This is a genomic window from Bacillus sp. FSL K6-1006 (genome assembly GCF_038593175.1).
GTDB lineage: Bacteria > Bacillota > Bacilli > Bacillales > Bacillaceae > Bacillus > Bacillus safensis.
The window spans coordinates 523,849-539,238 of record NZ_CP151970.1 but is presented as its reverse complement, the minus strand read 5'-3'; the positions used below and the strand labels follow the sequence as shown (position 1 = coordinate 539,238).

The 15,390-nt window shown below is 42.6% G+C and carries 18 protein-coding genes; 1 reads left to right on the top strand and 17 read right to left on the bottom strand.

Features of this window, described 5'->3' with window-relative positions; all coding sequences use genetic code 11:
• Positions 1-7: 7 nt before the first annotated feature.
• The 14 genes from NSS65_RS02595 to acpS all read right to left on the bottom strand — a co-directional run bounded on the left by NSS65_RS02595 (position 8) and on the right by acpS (position 11,008).
• A complete protein-coding gene (locus tag NSS65_RS02595) occupies positions 8-2,167 on the bottom strand; it encodes a Tex family protein (RefSeq protein ID WP_326134977.1) in 2,160 nt (719 codons plus the stop codon).
• Positions 2,168-2,243: 76 nt separating this feature from the next.
• Positions 2,244-2,843 carry a PP2C family serine/threonine-protein phosphatase gene (locus NSS65_RS02590; protein ID WP_024427379.1) on the bottom strand — a complete coding sequence of 200 codons (600 nt, stop codon included), beginning with the start codon at positions 2,841-2,843 and terminating at the stop codon, positions 2,244-2,246.
• On the bottom strand, positions 2,843-3,631 hold the full coding sequence (sigB, locus tag NSS65_RS02585; RefSeq protein ID WP_024427378.1) for an RNA polymerase sigma factor SigB: 789 nt from the start codon (positions 3,629-3,631) through the stop codon (positions 2,843-2,845). The genes NSS65_RS02590 and sigB overlap by 1 nt, the downstream gene beginning before the upstream one ends.
• Entirely contained in the window at positions 3,597-4,085 is a 489-nt protein-coding gene (rsbW, locus tag NSS65_RS02580) for an anti-sigma B factor RsbW (protein WP_024425393.1), read from the bottom strand. The genes sigB and rsbW overlap by 35 nt, the downstream gene beginning before the upstream one ends.
• Positions 4,082-4,411: an anti-sigma factor antagonist gene (locus NSS65_RS02575; RefSeq protein ID WP_024425392.1), complete on the bottom strand. Its 330-nt coding sequence runs from the start codon at positions 4,409-4,411 to the stop codon at positions 4,082-4,084. Before NSS65_RS02575 ends, rsbW begins: the two co-directional genes overlap by 4 nt.
• Before the next feature lie 59 nt (positions 4,412-4,470).
• Positions 4,471-5,478 carry a PP2C family protein-serine/threonine phosphatase gene (locus NSS65_RS02570; RefSeq protein WP_024427377.1) on the bottom strand — a complete coding sequence of 336 codons (1,008 nt, stop codon included), beginning with the start codon at positions 5,476-5,478 and terminating at the stop codon, positions 4,471-4,473.
• A 10-nt stretch (positions 5,479-5,488) separates the two neighbouring features.
• Positions 5,489-5,890 (bottom strand): anti-sigma regulatory factor, encoded by a 402-nt coding sequence (locus NSS65_RS02565; RefSeq protein WP_024427376.1) that lies wholly within the window; start codon positions 5,888-5,890, stop codon positions 5,489-5,491.
• Positions 5,891-5,892: 2 nt separating this feature from the next.
• Positions 5,893-6,261: an RsbT antagonist protein RsbS gene (gene rsbS / locus NSS65_RS02560; RefSeq protein WP_003214235.1), complete on the bottom strand. Its 369-nt coding sequence runs from the start codon at positions 6,259-6,261 to the stop codon at positions 5,893-5,895.
• A gap of 4 nt (positions 6,262-6,265) precedes the next feature.
• The gene (locus tag NSS65_RS02555; protein ID WP_034283948.1) at positions 6,266-7,096 is read right to left on the bottom strand and encodes an RsbT co-antagonist protein RsbRA; all 831 of its coding nucleotides are present in this window, start codon (positions 7,094-7,096) and stop codon (positions 6,266-6,268) included.
• Positions 7,097-7,211: 115 nt separating this feature from the next.
• Entirely contained in the window at positions 7,212-7,562 is a 351-nt protein-coding gene (ndoA, locus tag NSS65_RS02550; protein ID WP_024425388.1) for a type II toxin-antitoxin system endoribonuclease NdoA, read from the bottom strand.
• A 4-nt stretch (positions 7,563-7,566) separates the two neighbouring features.
• Positions 7,567-7,848, bottom strand: coding sequence for a hypothetical protein (locus tag NSS65_RS02545; protein ID WP_003214273.1), 282 nt, complete (start codon positions 7,846-7,848; stop codon positions 7,567-7,569).
• A 294-nt stretch (positions 7,849-8,142) separates the two neighbouring features.
• A complete protein-coding gene (gene alr / locus NSS65_RS02540; RefSeq protein WP_111927705.1) occupies positions 8,143-9,324 on the bottom strand; it encodes an alanine racemase in 1,182 nt (393 codons plus the stop codon).
• A gap of 141 nt (positions 9,325-9,465) precedes the next feature.
• Complete coding sequence (locus NSS65_RS02535; protein ID WP_098677666.1) at positions 9,466-10,482, bottom strand: outer membrane lipoprotein-sorting protein; 1,017 nt, start codon at positions 10,480-10,482, stop codon at positions 9,466-9,468.
• Positions 10,483-10,642: 160 nt separating this feature from the next.
• Positions 10,643-11,008, bottom strand: coding sequence for a holo-ACP synthase (acpS, locus tag NSS65_RS02530; RefSeq protein ID WP_041116756.1), 366 nt, complete (start codon positions 11,006-11,008; stop codon positions 10,643-10,645).
• A gap of 94 nt (positions 11,009-11,102) precedes the next feature.
• Here acpS and NSS65_RS02525 point away from each other — a divergent pair, with 94 nt between their 5' ends.
• On the top strand, positions 11,103-11,708 hold the full coding sequence (locus NSS65_RS02525) for a rhomboid family intramembrane serine protease (protein ID WP_041116754.1): 606 nt from the start codon (positions 11,103-11,105) through the stop codon (positions 11,706-11,708).
• Positions 11,709-11,762: 54 nt separating this feature from the next.
• Here the strand turns inward: NSS65_RS02525 and NSS65_RS02520 are convergent, their stop codons facing one another.
• From NSS65_RS02520 to NSS65_RS02510, 3 genes are all read right to left on the bottom strand, one after another.
• Entirely contained in the window at positions 11,763-13,259 is a 1,497-nt protein-coding gene (locus NSS65_RS02520; RefSeq protein WP_046313966.1) for a PH domain-containing protein, read from the bottom strand.
• Positions 13,249-13,728, bottom strand: a complete 480-nt coding sequence (locus NSS65_RS02515) for a PH domain-containing protein (protein WP_024425383.1) — start codon at positions 13,726-13,728, stop codon at positions 13,249-13,251. The genes NSS65_RS02520 and NSS65_RS02515 overlap by 11 nt, the downstream gene beginning before the upstream one ends.
• Positions 13,729-13,842: 114 nt before the next feature.
• Complete coding sequence (locus NSS65_RS02510; protein ID WP_061110633.1) at positions 13,843-15,333, bottom strand: DEAD/DEAH box helicase; 1,491 nt, start codon at positions 15,331-15,333, stop codon at positions 13,843-13,845.
• Between the last annotated feature and the right edge of the window lie 57 nt (positions 15,334-15,390).

The following is a 15,390-nucleotide window of genomic DNA, read 5'->3' as shown; positions in this document are numbered from 1 at the left end:
TTTTTTGTTACTCTGGTTTCAGCATGGAGAGGGCAACACGGCCTTTCGTCTGGTCAACGGAGTCCACCCATACGGTCACAATGTCACCAACTGATACAACGTCAAGCGGATGCTTCACAAAACGATTGCTTAGCTTGGAAATATGCACAAGCCCATCCTGCTTTACACCAATATCAACAAATGCACCGAAGTCCACAACGTTTCTCACCGTTCCTTGCAGCTCCATTCCTTGCTTCAAGTCTTCCAATTTCAACACATCTGTTTTGAGCAGCGGTTTTGGCACTTCATCCCGTGGATCACGCTCAGGTCTTGTCAGCTGATCAATGATATCTTGAAGTGTAATTGTCCCAATGTCCAGCTGCTGGGCTGCTTCGTCCAGTTTCACTTCAGCAATTTTCTCTTTTAACTGCTCTGTGCCAAGATCGTCTGGCGTCATGTTGATCATGCGTAAAAACTGTTTTGTTTCTTTATAGCTCTCAGGGTGAATACCTGTACGATCAAGCGGGTCTTGTCCATCTGTAATGCGAAGGAAACCGATACACTGCTCATATGTCTTAGCACCGAGCCTTGGGATATCCTTCAATTCTTTTCTGCTTGTGAATCTCCCAATCTCTTCGCGGCGCTTGATGATATTCCCTGCGACGGCTTTTGAAAGGCCTGATACATATTGCAGCAGCGCCTGTGAGGCGGTATTGACGTTTACACCAACTTGGTTGACGACTGTTTCTACCACAAAGGTTAACGAGCTGTTTAATTGCTTCTGGCTGACATCATGCTGGTATTGGCCCACACCGACAGACTTCGGATCAATTTTCACGAGCTCTGCTAAAGGATCTTGTAATCTTCTAGCGATTGAGATGGCGCTTCGTTCTTCGACTTGCAAATCTGGAAACTCTTCTCGCGCAAGTGCAGATGCGGAGTATACACTTGCTCCTGCTTCATTCACGATCAAATAGGACACCGGCTGATCCAGCTCTTGAATCAAGTCTGCAATGAATTGTTCTGTCTCTCTTGAGGCTGTTCCGTTTCCAATCGCAATGACTTCAATGTTTGATGATTGAATGATCTCTTTCACTTTTTGTTTCGCTTCCGCTTTTTTCTGCACAGGCGGATGCGGGTAAATGACGCCAATATGATGGACTTTGCCTGTATCATCCACGACGGCTAATTTGCAGCCTGTCCGAAATGCGGGGTCGACTCCAAGTACACGTTTCCCTTTCATCGGCGGCTGAAGCAGCAGTTTTCTTAAGTTTTCAGCAAAAATATGAATCGCTTGTTCCTCTGCTTTTTCTGTCAGCTCTTTTCGTATTTCTCGCTCGATGGAAGGCTGAATGAGGCGTTTATACGCATCATCGATTGCCGCTTCAATAAACGGTCTCGCCGTCGTCTGTTTGCCTTTTAGAACTTGTTTGTCGAGATAGAAGCGAATATTTTCAGCAGGTGGTTCGATGGCTGCCTTTAAAATGCCCTCTTTCTCCCCGCGGTTGACCGCTAGTATACGGTGCGGGACAATCTTTTTGATTGGCTCTTGATAATCGTAATACATTTCATAGACGTTTTTCTCATCGCTTTCGACGTCTTTTCCTGATGTGACCAGACTACCCTTTTGGTACGTTTCACTGCGAATCCATTTTCGCATATCAGGATCATCTGCAAGCTGTTCAGCAATGATGTGCTGCGCACCCTCAAGTGCCTCTTCTACATTTGCCACTTCTTTTTCTTCGTTAATAAAAGCAGCTGCTTTCTTCTCGATCTGATCGCTTGGCAGCGTGAGTAAATATTCCGCCAGCGGCTCCAGCCCTTTTGCTTTGGCTACATTCGCCTTTGTTTTGCGCTTTTGTTTGAATGGCCGGTATAAATCTTCGACCTCTTGCAGTTTATGAGCTTGTTCAATTTTCTGTTTTAATTCATCGGTCAGTTTGTCTTGTTCAGCAATTAAGCGAATGACTTCTTCTTTTCGGTTCGTGACATTTTGGATATATGTATAGCGCTCTGAAATGGTTTGAATTTGCACCTCATCCAGTGAGCCTGTCTGCTCTTTCCGATAACGGGCAATAAACGGGACGGTGTTGCCATCCTCTAAAAGCTTGATCACACTTTCAATTTGTTTTGTTGAAAGCTTTAATTCTGTCGCAATTTGTTTCAATAAAAAGTCAGATGTCTTCATACTTTGCATCCTCTCACTGTGTCTTCTCTTTTAGTGTATCAAAAAAACCGGCAAAACAGAAAAAAGGTCAGCTATTTTACGTGAGCTGACCAAGTACATAGGTGAGATCGTCCTTTTTGTCTTGTGTGTATGTTTCAAGCTGTTTGGCGATGTCTTCAACTGAATGTCCATGCTTTAAACACATGCGCATGTTTGGCACATTCAGTCCGTCTGAATACATAATGAATATCGATCCTTTTTCGTAGGAATAGGTGTAAGTTTTATATTTTCTAGGTTTCCCTGATAAGTATCCTGATGTCGGAAGTGGATAAATATAGTCGCCAGAAGGTGCATTCAAGATAAACCGAATATTACCAACCGAACAATAGGTAAATTGCTGCTGGGAAAAATTCACCTTTAATATGGCCACAGTGGCCCCGCGTTTATTTTTCATAGCCTGATTGCATCTGTCGATGAGGGCCGCCACATCCTCATGTCCATATTCTTCGACAATTTCGCTGACTAAAGAAGATGATTCATTGGCGTACTGGCCGCTGCCCAATCCGTCTGCTACAGCACAAATTAGTTCTTCATCATCTGCTTTAATAAAAAAACTGTCCCCGCAGCATGCTTTTCCTTCTTTATTCGATTGATAGATAATGGCGTTTACATGCTCATGCTGTTCAATCTGTTTCATTACCCTAGCTCCATAGACGCATCTTCTGATAATGCATCTCGCAGTTTTTTCACTGCCTTCCGCTGAAGTCTCGATACATGCATTTGAGATATGCCAAGTAAATCGCCTGTCTCTTTCTGACTCTTATTTTGCAAGTAAGTCAGATTGATAATCTCTTTTTCTCTATCCGACAGCACATGAAGCACACTCTCAAGCATCATTTTTTGATTCACACGTTCGTAGCCCTCTTCCTGTGAGCCGACAACGTCTAAAATCGTCACAGTACTTCCTTCAGAATCAGCCTCTACGCCTTGGTCAACAGACAGCGCTTGATAGCTTTTGCCCATCTCCATGGTTTCAAGTACTTCTTCTTCTGTTACATCTAAGTATTCTGCAATTTCTTGGACTTTAGGTGATTTCTGTGTCTCTGTTGTCAAATGATCAACTGCCATTTTGATTCTTGGTCCAAGCTCTTTAATCCGCCTTGGTACATGGACACTCCATGTCTTATCTCGTAAAAAGCGTTTGATTTCCCCGATGATGGTTGGAATAGCAAAGGCTTCAAATGATTTACCGACGAGCGGGTCGTATCGTTTAATAGCGCCAAGTAAACCTATCATTCCAACTTGTCTAAGGTCCTCATGAAAGCTTTTTCCTTTAGAATATTTTTTCGCCAGCATATCAACCAAGTTTGTATAACATTCGACCAGCGTGAGCTGCGCCTGCTCGTCTTGATTGGTTTGATAGCTTTGGATGAGGCGGTCTACTTCATCTTTAGTTAGTTTCATAGTTTTGGATGGTTGTGTCATGGTCAACTCGCTCCCTGTTTAAAAACTTTGTCATCGCCACGGTAACTCCGGAGTTTGCTTGCACCTCGACTTCATCCATCAATGTTTGCATTAAGTATAAACCAAGACCTCCTTCTGCCAATTGATCCACCGTATGAGCAGATGTGTACGGTCCGAGGTCTTCCTGTTTTTGCTTAAAGTCAAAGCTACCGCCTTTGTCAGCGACAATGATTTCTAGACGATCCTCGTAAACAAGAAAGCGAACAGCCACCTCTCCATCTTCGCCGTCTTCACCTTTGTAGGCATGCTGAACTGCATTTGTACAGGCCTCACTGACGGCAATTTTTAAGTCCTCAATCTCTTCATAGGCATAGCCCATCCGGCTCGCTACGCCTGACAGAGTCAAGCGAATGATGCCTACATATTCTGGTTTTGCCGGTATTTTCATCTCGATTAGATCTACTGATTCGTTCATTGTACCCCACCCTCTGACTTTGCAGAAATGTCAATGATGTCCTTTAATCCAGTGATTTCAAACAACCTTACAAGCCGTTCTGACAAGTTCTCAAGCTTTAATGTGCCACCTGCTTTTTGAGCCGCTTTAAACAGCCCAACGAATACACCTAAACCTGTACTATCCATATACGTAACATCCTTTAGACAGATTTCAAGATGCTCTCCCGCCTCAGCTTTAGGCATGAGCGTTTCTCTTAGCTCAGGAGCGGAGTACACATCAATTTCACCGCTGACACTGATTTTCGTTTTTTGATCTATTTGATGCTCTTTTACAGACATATTCATTATGCATTCACCTCGAAATTCTTGTTTCCTAAAGTTTTATATACCCGCATGTTCACTTTCTAAACCTTTCTTTTGAGAACAAGTAAAGTAAAGTCATCGTGCAGCTGAAAATCCTGCAGTTTGAGTAAGCTGGCGTAGATGGCATCCACCATTTCTTGAGCTGAGTAGGATAGGTGCTCTGATATGAGTGTTTTGATGTCCTCCCTCTCTAAGAAACCATCCTCTGACTTGGATTCTGTGACCCCATCAGAGAATAAGATCACCATGTCTCCTGCATCCAAATGCTTCTCGTACTGTCTGTAGTCAAATTCTGGTGCGATCCCAAGGACAAGCCCTTTTGCGTCTAAATCGTAAAATGTGTTCTCTTTTTTGCAATAGAAAAAGCCCGGCTCATGACCAGCCGATGCGTATTTAAACTCATGCGTTTCTTTATTATAGCTGCCATAGAACATCGTGATAAACATACTTGGGTCTACGTTTTGCTCGACAACACGATTCAGGGTTTTCAGCACCTTTGTTGGGCCGCTCCCTGACTCTGGCAAGGAATCCATCGCATATTTAATCATCGACATACAGAGCGCAGCCGGGATTCCCTTTCCAATGACATCTGCGATCGCGATATTGATTGTATCGTGATCTGTTACAAAGTGGTAATAATCTCCACTCATCTGTTTTGCCGGTACACTAATTGCACCAATATCAAAGGTATCTCCTTCTGGAATTTTCGTTTCCAGAAGGGTTTGCTGAACATTTGCAGCAATTTCAATTTCAGATTTTATTTCTTGCTGGATGCCTCTGAGTGTTAAATGTTCTTGGTAGGCAAGTCCGTACCCAATCATGACTTCAATTAAGAAGTCTAGTGAATGAAAAACATCTTCCGGCAAATCAGGGTAAAGCTCCTGAATCACTTTTCGGTGAACACTCACTATTTCTTCAGGAGGTATTTGATGCTCAATGGTTTTACGGCTAAATTTTTGAGCTTGATAAAGCGATGTTTCAGTTAAATCACTGATATAACGACTGAGCAGCTGATGGTACCGCTGCTCCATTACCTCCTTAAAATCCATGGTTTCCCTCCTAGCGAAGCCACTTAACAGCTTGTATCTCCGTTCCTTGTTCTGGTGCAGAATCTAATTTAAATTCATCCATCAGCCGTCTGACGCCCGGAAGACCTGCTCCGAGTCCGCCTGATGTTGAAAATCCGTCTTCCATTACTTTACGTATATCCATGATACCCGGCCCCTCATCTGCTGCGATGACTTTGAGTCCACGCTTTCCGCGCTCCATCACTTCTTCTATACAAATCTGACCTTTACCAGCGTATAAATAGATGTTTCGAGCTAATTCTGAAATGGCCGTCGTAATTCTTGCTTGGTCAACTGTTCCAAATCCAAGTTCTTTTGCAACATTGCGCCCCAATTGTCTTGCTGCGACTATGTCCCATTCCGTCAATATTCTTACACAGGATTGGTCTTTCATATCTATTCCCCCAATTCCCGCTTCAGTGTCTCAAGCCCTTGTTCAAGATCTAGTGCTGTCTGAATTTCTTCAAGCGATATTCCAAGTTCAATCAGCGTCACAGCGACTGCCGGCTGTATTCCTGTTAATACAACTTTCGCCCCCATGAGCTTGGACATCGTGATCACATCACCTAATACCTTTGCAATAAAGGAATCAATCATGTCAACGGATGTGAGGTCAATGACAACACCGTTTGCTCCTGTTTCATGAATTTTATTCAGCAAGTCTTCTTGAAAGTGGAGAGCTGTTTGATCATCAAGCTCCCACTGTATCGAAATCAGAAGACAGTTATATAGTTTTAAGATTGGAATCTTCGGGTGATTTCTCACTGGGTTATCCCTCCAATGAAACAATTTTTCGATTTGTCATTTCCAAAGCAGTTTGAATTCCTTTTTGAAGGGTATTCTTTGTTGTAACTTGAGATAAATCAATTCCAAGGTTCACAATGGTTTGGGCTATTTCTGGACGAATACCGACAAGCAAGCACTTCGCACCTACTAATCTCACAGCCTCTGATGCTTGAATGATATGATGCGCTACCATTGTGTCAACGACAGGTACACCCGTAATATCAATTAAGACGACTTGTGAGCGATGTTTGACGACACCGTTGAGCAGATTCTCCATAATTTTTTTGGCACGTTCTGTGTCAATTGTTCCAACAAGCGGCATGACGGTAATGTGCTCAAATACTGGGATCAGCGGGGCAGAAAGTTCCTGCAGCGCGATTTTTTGAAGGTTGACTGTTTTCTCCCATGAGATGGAATACTGGTTTAAGATCTCGTTATGAATAGGTGTGATGAATCGATCAATTTGCCAGATGAGGTCATGACTTTCTTCTGTTGTATCTTTGTCATCGTTCATTTTGTGATATAAATGTGAACGGATTTCTGTTAGACCATTTGCCAGTAACTTAAGTGATATACCCATTTGAACAATTTTTAAAGCAAAAGTTTGCACTTTTTCTTCAAAATCTTCAGCATACCCTTCTGAAAGAGATGTAATGATTAATTGAACATATTCCGAACAGATGGTTTCATACATATTGTCGTTCAGCATCATGTCCGTTTCTTTTTCTCCGAGTCGTCTAAAAATGTCCGTCCACTCTTTTTGTAATTCCTCTCGATGCTCTCTTGCAAAAGCTAACACGATATGATTCGACATGTTTTACCCCCTACGTACATAAACAGCACTTCTTTTAGTCTTTCTTCATTATAACGTTAATAAAAATTGAACACAAAAAAAGTTGCTCCCAACAGAGCAACCAAGTATCACCATATTAAAAATCAATAAGAGCCAAACTAACTTGTAAGGCTTCATCAACCTTCTCCATCATCTCATCATCAAGATGTGTGATTTTATCTGTCAATCTTTGTTTATCGATTGTACGAATCTGCTCCAAGAGAATGACAGAATCTCGTTCAAAGCCGTAGCGCTTTGCATCAATTTCGACGTGAGTCGGTAATTTCGCTTTTTGTATTTGGGCTGTTATGGCTGCAACGATAGCAGTCGGGCTGAAGCGATTTCCAATGTCATTTTGAATCACCAATACTGGGCGAACCCCGCCCTGCTCGGAGCCAACAACAGGAGATAAATCAGCAAAGTAAACATCACCGCGTTTAACAATCAAATGTTTAACCCCCGCTGACTAATCGCTCAACTGTATTCTCAGCCTCAAATTCTGCGTATTGTGCCTCTGAAGAGATATTCAGATTAATTTTCGCCATCTCCATGTAGCCGCGTCTCATCGATTCACGATTTTGTCGAATATTACGTTCACGAATATACGTTTTTGTCGCTCGGTAGATCAATTCATTTCTTGTTACCTTATCCTGCTCTGCTACTCGTTCGATTTCAGACATCAAAGCCTCCGGTAGTCGAATCTTCATTTCGTTTGTTGCGCTGGATTCAGACAAAAAACATACACCTCCACAAAACTTACGGATACCGTTTCGATCCATTCCAAGACTAATCATACCATTATTCAATGCGCAAGCAAAGCTGTTTTTTCATGATTTCTTATTAGAACATGAAGCGGCTGTTCACCCGTAAATCAAAGATGATAATGGAGTTCCTCTTTCACATTATACGCTTTTTTCCGAAAATCATACGGTATTTCCAAAATCTCTAAAAAAGGGAGAATGTTTACCCCTTCTTTGTAGAATAAAAAGGAACGATGTCAGTTTGACGATCGTTCCTGTGAAAGCTGCTTAGAAAAAGCTTGACCCGCCTTGAAGCAGCGGATTCCGCACATGCACCCTTTTGCCGTCCTCTATATATACTCTTGGGACGCGGTGGCCAATGGAGCAAGTGACTTCATAGTTAATGGTTTCAAGCCTTTTTGCAATTTCATCGACTGATACCATTTCTTCACCTTGTCCACCAATCAAAACGACTGGCTCCCCTGCTGAAAAATTCTCTTTCAGTTCAACCATGAATTGATCCATACATACCCTTCCGGCAATCTTCCGGCGCTTTCCGCCAACAAGTACTTCCGTGCCTGCCAGCTTCCGGATCCACCCGTCTGCATAGCCGACTGGTACCGTACCGATCCATGTATCTTGATTGGCGGTATACGTCGCCCCATAGCTGACACTCTCACCCTTTTGAATGAGCTTCACATGGGCGAGCTTTGTATGAAGAGACATGGCTTCTTCCAGCTTGAAAGGAAGTTCATCTTTGATTTCCTCTGATGGTGACAGCCCGTACATACTGATGCCGAAACGAACCATATTAAACAACACTTCTTTAAACCTTAAACCCGCTGCACTATTGGCACAATGAACGAGCAGCTTCTCCGTATGAAGCGGCTGAAGCAGGGTTTGAAAGGTGTCGACCTGCCGATCAAAATAGTTCTCATCCTTTTCATCCGCGGTCGCAAAGTGAGTAAATACACCTTCCAGCTGTAAATAAGCATGCTCGCTGACAAGCTTCTTTACTTCGCTGACTTGCTCCAACGTTTTCACACCTAAACGGTTCATTCCGCTGTCTATTTTCAAATGAAAACGAATGGGTTGTCCCATCTGCCCTTTCACCATATGGGCGACTTGCCTCAGCCACTCTATGGAGTAAGCGGTCATGATCACATTGTATCGAACAGCGGTTTTGACATACTCCGGCGGTACTGCGCCGAGTACAAGAATTGGTGCTTTAATGCCTTGATTTCTTAAAGAAATGGCCTCATCTAAAAAGGCGACAGCTAACAAGTCTGCTCCTGCTTCGAGTGCAGCTCTTGCTACTTCTATATCTCCATGTCCATATGCATTGGCTTTCACAACAGCCATCAATTGAACATTTTGACCAATATGATCTTTCATATGTGAAACATTGTGCTTGATTGCGGTTAAATTAATTTCTGCCCATGTGTCTCTATAAAAGGCATTTGTGTCCATCAGTCACACTTCCCTATTGAATGATTCAATCCCTTCATATGATACTAAAAATCAAGAATAATGTGAAACAAATCAAAGAAAATCAGCCCTTGCACAGGGCTGATGCTTCATTTATCAAGGCTTTCCGCCTGAGAATCTCATTTATTTAGCTGACTGGCCTTCTACACTCTTTGCAACCATCAAAAGCTCTTCTTTCGATAGATCACTTGAGGAAATTAAGTAGTCAACTCCGTCAGATGTCCATGAGAGGGATTGATCTGTCAGAACCCCTACTGTCATACCAAGATCGACCGGCTCACCGTTCATCGTGACAGGCGTAGATGCTTCAGCTACTCGCGCTTTTTCCTGAATGAGTGTGAAGGATTTCTTGCCGCCGTACGTAATCACATAACGCTTCCCAGCATCTGTCGTCATTTCTTTCTCTTCCATCTTCTTCACGCCTTCTGGCATATCAACTGGTGTTTTCACCGCAAAGCTGTCAGATGGGTCTGCACTTGTGGCAACATCCATTTGAGAGAGTGTCATGTTTTTCTTCTCATCAAATGCATCTTTGTCAAAGGATTTATTGAATTCAAAGTGAGAGAATTCCACTTTCACCATTGGCTTTTTGTCGCTATCCAGCACTTTTACACTGGCAGGCGCCATTGTTTTCTTATGAAAGGTAATCTCTTGGGTAGGCAGCATTTGGTTGTGCTGATAATTGGTCTTCGTTTCGAACACATACTTTGACTCTTTCGCTTTGAACTGAGCTGCACTGTCATTTTTAATGTCCTTCACAAGTGATTCGAATAAATAGACCTGACTGCTATTATTCGGCCAATCACTATGGAAACGGAAGCTCTTGTTCAATGAAGGTGTCAGCACAAACACACCATTGCCATTTCTTAAAATGACTTGACTCTGATCCTTTTTCGGATTTTCTAAATAGACACGGTAAAGCTCCGGCTTTTTGTACCAAATTTCTACCTGGTACTCCTGCGGGTCATTTCCTGTCTCAATGGTCATTTTTGCTTTGGCTTTGTATGATGTCATTTCCTCTGCCTTTTTGTTTAAATCTCCAACGATATCCTTCTGAGATTTTTGACCGCATGCGGAGAGAATCAGTACAAAAAGGATTCCCGTTACAAGCAAAACAAAGCTTTTTCTCACCCTTTTCAACCCCTTCGTTAATTGTGTTAAAAGGAAGAAACCGCTTGTTTGACTTTAACAGTACGCCTCAAGAGTTAACTGCGTACCGCGAACCATCAAAGCCTGTTAGCAACTCGCCCTTCCTTATCGCACTACCCAATATATGAAGGGGGGACAAACAATATGCAGACTAGCTTGACAACCTTTCAATTAAAACTTGTGCAGCAGCATATTCCTTTGTATGGGTTATCGACACATGGACCTGATCGCCCTCTGCTTTCTCGCTTTTGATGAAGGGTTTCCCCTTATCGTCTTTTTGAATGTCTATGTCATGAAAGCTTAAATGCTGACCGATTCCCGTTCCGTATGCTTTAGCGAAGGCTTCCTTTGCCGCAAAGCGTCCTGCCAAAAATTCCAGCTGTCTTTTTTCACTGAGTGTAAGAAAGACGTCCTGTTCACTTAAAGTCAAAATTCGTTCCGGTAAACGGGGCTGTCTGCTGAGCACCCGCGAAAGACGGTCGATCTCTACAATATCAATGCCTATTCCTTTGATCATGAGGTACCTCCTATGATACTCGTACTAATTTGAGTGTTCGCTTCATAAACGTGTTACTATAAACTTACCATTATCTAGTCAAAAGGGGTTTGTTATGTTTATTCGAACGGAGAGCTTTCAACAATTTATTAGATCGTATCCAATCGTAACAGCGATCCTTGCTTTACAAATCGGCCTGTGGCTTATATTTGCGGTTCCTATCCCTATTATACAGCTTGGTCAGGATCATCTCGTCGGTTTCAATTATGGTGTAGCAGCTGGGGAATGGTGGCGTCTCGTCACACCTATTTTTCTGCACGGAAGTCTCACGCATATTTTATTCAATTCCATGTCCCTTTTCTTGTTCGCTCCAGCGCTTGAACATTTGCTTGGGAAGGTTCGATTTCTAATCATTTATCTCGGTGCAGGATTCATTGGCAATCTCGGAACCTATTGGGTGGAGCCTTTAGAGTATGTACATGTTGGCGCTTCTGGTGCGATCTTCGGTTTGTTTGGGGTTTATCTATACCTTGTCCTGTTTAAACCGCACATGATGGACCGCGGGAATTCACAAGTGATTTTAACGATTCTTGCTGTTTCTGTCATCATGACGTTCGTCAATTCGAACATCAATATCATGGCTCACTTATTTGGATTGATCGGCGGTATGATTCTAGCACCGATTACGCTGCTTTTCCATTCGAAAAAAAGACGCTATTAATCTCATAAAAAATGTCGATCACTCCTCAAGCAGGAGCTGATCGACATTTTTCGTTTAAGACGATTGATTTTTTTCATACGAATACCAATCAAATACACGTGCCGCATCTTCTTCCTCAAGGTGATGCACACCAAAGGAATCAAGCAGCGCAGAGGATTTCACAAAGGTGTGAATACTGGCGACCCGACCTTTCTTTTGGAAAAAAGATTGCGTCATCGTATAGTTTTGCATTCGTTTTCTCAAGACAATGCCAGTGGTCTTGCCAATGCCTCTTGATGTCATTTGAATCAATGAATCTTTGATTGTATATCCTGATTGTTTATAAGCTAAATAGCCAAAGAATAGAGCAAGCGGTAACGGAATGAGTCCCAAATATCCCCATGGCGGAAAGCGTACCGACAGGATGATACCTACAAGTAACGGCACAAAGCCATATGAGATCAGGTAGCGCTTGAGCGAACGTTTTGGCACTTTTTTCAGCTCTGTTTCTGGTGCTACATGATAATGATCGGTGAATTGTGACAGCAATTCATTTATTTTTTTCTTCCGAATGAGCGGAAATAAGACGGAAGAGGTTTCTTTCTCTGTGATCGAACCTCCCGCACTAACAAGCATCACCGTCGCAAAACCAAAAGGCTCACGGATCATATTCTCTTTGATTTTCACTGCTTGAATTCTCGCAAGTGGAATGGTCATTTGATGTCTCTCGATGAGCCCTCTTGTAATGATGATGTCATTCCCTTTTCGTTTTGCAGCAAAATTCGCATACTGAAGTGCTGTTACCCCAACACTCAAGATCCATGCGATCAATACGGCAAGAAATATCAAAATCGCATAGATTTCAATGCTCGCATGGCTTAAAAAAGAGAACTGCTTGAAGAACCCGTCCAAAGGGAGAATTTCATCTATTTGCGTGTAGATGGCGAGACACCCTGAGATAATGACACCGATACCGCTTGAAGTGGTCGCAGCCAAAAGCAATTCTGGCACACCCATACGATAGGAGACATTGATTTCTTCCTGCATAGGTTTTTGCGCAGTCAAATGGCCATTCAGATCACCTGCTTCATCCGTCATTTCTTCTTCCTGCAAGCTTTTCTTCCGGTTGAAAATCGACTGCTTTAATTGTTCCGCTTCTGCTTTTGTAATCGCGGTCAGGCTCACTTCTGGACCATCCGTTCCGCCTGCCGTTTCGATTTGAACCCGCACTAAACCGAAAATCCGCTGGAAAATACCTTCACTTGTATTGACCGTTTGAATTCGTTCTAACGAGATATATTTTTTCTTTTTCGTAATCACACCCGATTCCACACGAAATTCATCGTCTTCCATCCGGTAAGTGAATCGTCTCCATTCTAAAATGGTAAAAACGGCTTTCCATAAAAGAAGCACACCAAGAATGATAAATGCATAAAAGCGAATGCTCGAATTCGAGTTCACAAAAATCAGCACGAAAAAAGGGATAATGAAGTTTTTGATCATGGATACAGCATCTGATATAAAATCAATGAACATCGAAATGGGGTGTACACGTTTTGGTTCAGACATCATCTTCCGTCACCCTTGCTAAACGAGATATGTAATCACGAAGCTCATCTGCCTCTTCTAATTCTAGCGCCGGTATATCATGAACTGTGGCAGCAGTCGAAATTTGAACAGAGGCCAAACGGTAGCGCCTTAAAAGCGGTCCTTGAGATGTATCAACATGCTGAACACGAACCATTGGCACAATTACACGTGTGACGCGAATGAGTCCATGCTGTATTTCAATTTCATTTTCGAATACTTCGTAGCGCCAGATGTGGTGGCGGATTTTTGGTATGAGCCAAATGCCAAAAATGACCTGTAAGACCCATAAACCAGAAAGGATCGCTCCAATCCAATATGGCCATTGAAAATAGTAGCTGGCAACAAATACCCCAATGATGATGAGTAAGAAAATCAATGAGATAATTCCATTTTGAAGACGCCATACCTTTAAACCATTTAAACTAATTTGACGTTGCGGCTGTTTTCTCACATTCTTCCCCCATTCTCTTACTTTTCTATCAATATATTACGTAACAAAGCCTAAAAAGTTTCAATTTCAGCCTGTTAAAAAAAGCGAACCCTGCAAAGGATTCGCTCTTGTATGTTAGTTGTTATAAGATTTCTTTTGACGACGATCGTTAGAAGAACGATTGCGGTCATTTGAAGAACGCTTTTTATCACCGTAAGATGAACGGCCTTTCCCGCGATAGCCGCCTCCGCCGCCACCGTCTCTACGTTTAGAAGAGCTGCGGTTGTTACGATTGCGTTTTGAAATCATTGGTGCTTCATCTGTCAAACGAACAGGCGTTGCATCCGGCTCTTTTGTCATCATTTTGATGGCAGCCGCAACCACTGTCACAGAATCATGATCTTCCAGCAATTCAGCAGCAGCTGTCATGTAGAAGTTCAAGTTGTTTTCACTGATGATTGTACGCAGACGATCAATGGTTACTTGCTGTTGTCCTTCGATTGCCTCATCTAGTGTTGGTTCTTTCATACGATCCATTTTACGTTTAGTCGTTTGCTCAATCGCACGAAGCATATCTTTTTCACGTGGTGTGATGAATGTCATCGCCATACCTGTACGTCCAGCACGTCCAGTACGTCCAATACGGTGAACGTAGCTTTCTGGATCTTGCGGTACGTCAAAGTTATACACGTGTGTGACGCCTGAGATATCAAGTCCACGTGCTGCAACGTCTGTTGCTACAAGCACATCGATTGAACCTTCTTTGAATTTACGAAGCGCAACCATACGTTTTGCTTGAGTCAGGTCACCATGAATTCCTTCAGCTGTATAACCTCTAAGGTTAAGTGCTTCAGTCAATTCGTCAACACGGCGTTTCGTACGGCCGAAGACAATTGAAAGCTCAGGTGATTGAATGTCAAGAAGACGAGTCAATGTATCAAACTTTTTACGCTCGTGAATATCCAAGTAGAACTGTTGGATGTTAGAGACTGTCATTTCTTTCGCTTTTACTTTTACGTGTTCTGGGTTTGTCATAAAACGCTCTGCAATGCGCTTAATTGGTGCAGGCATTGTCGCAGAGAATAAAAGTGTTTGGTGTTCACTTGGTACATTTGAAAGGATCGATTCAATGTCTTCAATGAAACCCATGTTTAACATTTCGTCTGCTTCATCAAGCACAACTGTTTCAACATTTTGAAGACGCATTGTACGACGGTTAATGTGATCGAGTAAACGTCCTGGAGTCCCTACGATGATATGAGGATTTTTCTTGAGCGAACGGATTTGGCGGCCGATATCTTGTCCACCGTAAATCGGAAGTACGCGCGCACGCTTGTCTTGGCCGATTTTATATAGCTCTTCAGATACTTGAATCGCTAATTCTCTTGTTGGCGCAATGATAATCGCTTGGATGTTTGGAGAAGCTGGGTCAATTTTTTCTACAAGAGGAATACCAAATGCTGCAGTTTTTCCTGTACCTGTTTGTGCTTGTCCAATGACATCTTTATTCTGAAGACCGAGAGGAATTGTTTCCGCTTGAATCGGTGTTGCTTCTTCAAATCCCATGCGGTTAATAGCTTTCATGAGACTTTCGCTTAATTGAAAATCTTGAAACGTTATAGTCAAATTATTCAAACTCCTTCTAATTGCTGTTTCAGTAATCTCGTGAATGATCATTAAAAA

What these genes read in the sequence shown, in the direction of transcription:
- NSS65_RS02595 (WP_326134977.1), bottom strand. Translation starts at nt 2,167, where the DNA reads ATGAAGACATCTGACTTTTTATTGAAACAAATTGCGACAGAATTAAAG.
- NSS65_RS02565 (WP_024427376.1), bottom strand. Translation starts at nt 5,890, where the DNA reads ATGAAAGACCAATCCTGTGTAAGAATATTGACGGAATGGGACATAGTC.
- acpS (WP_041116756.1), bottom strand. Translation starts at nt 11,008, where the DNA reads ATGATCAAAGGAATAGGCATTGATATTGTAGAGATCGACCGTCTTTCG.
- sigB (WP_024427378.1), bottom strand. Translation starts at nt 3,631, where the DNA reads ATGACACAACCATCCAAAACTATGAAACTAACTAAAGATGAAGTAGAC.
- alr (WP_111927705.1), bottom strand. Translation starts at nt 9,324, where the DNA reads ATGGACACAAATGCCTTTTATAGAGACACATGGGCAGAAATTAATTTA.
- NSS65_RS02520 (WP_046313966.1), bottom strand. Translation starts at nt 13,259, where the DNA reads ATGATGTCTGAACCAAAACGTGTACACCCCATTTCGATGTTCATTGAT.
- NSS65_RS02590 (WP_024427379.1), bottom strand. Translation starts at nt 2,843, where the DNA reads ATGAAACAGATTGAACAGCATGAGCATGTAAACGCCATTATCTATCAA.
- NSS65_RS02555 (WP_034283948.1), bottom strand. Translation starts at nt 7,096, where the DNA reads ATGTCGAATCATATCGTGTTAGCTTTTGCAAGAGAGCATCGAGAGGAA.
- rsbW (WP_024425393.1), bottom strand. Translation starts at nt 4,085, where the DNA reads ATGAACGAATCAGTAGATCTAATCGAGATGAAAATACCGGCAAAACCA.
- NSS65_RS02570 (WP_024427377.1), bottom strand. Translation starts at nt 5,478, where the DNA reads ATGGATTTTAAGGAGGTAATGGAGCAGCGGTACCATCAGCTGCTCAGT.
- NSS65_RS02525 (WP_041116754.1), top strand. Translation starts at nt 11,103, where the DNA reads ATGTTTATTCGAACGGAGAGCTTTCAACAATTTATTAGATCGTATCCA.
- NSS65_RS02575 (WP_024425392.1), bottom strand. Translation starts at nt 4,411, where the DNA reads ATGAATATGTCTGTAAAAGAGCATCAAATAGATCAAAAAACGAAAATC.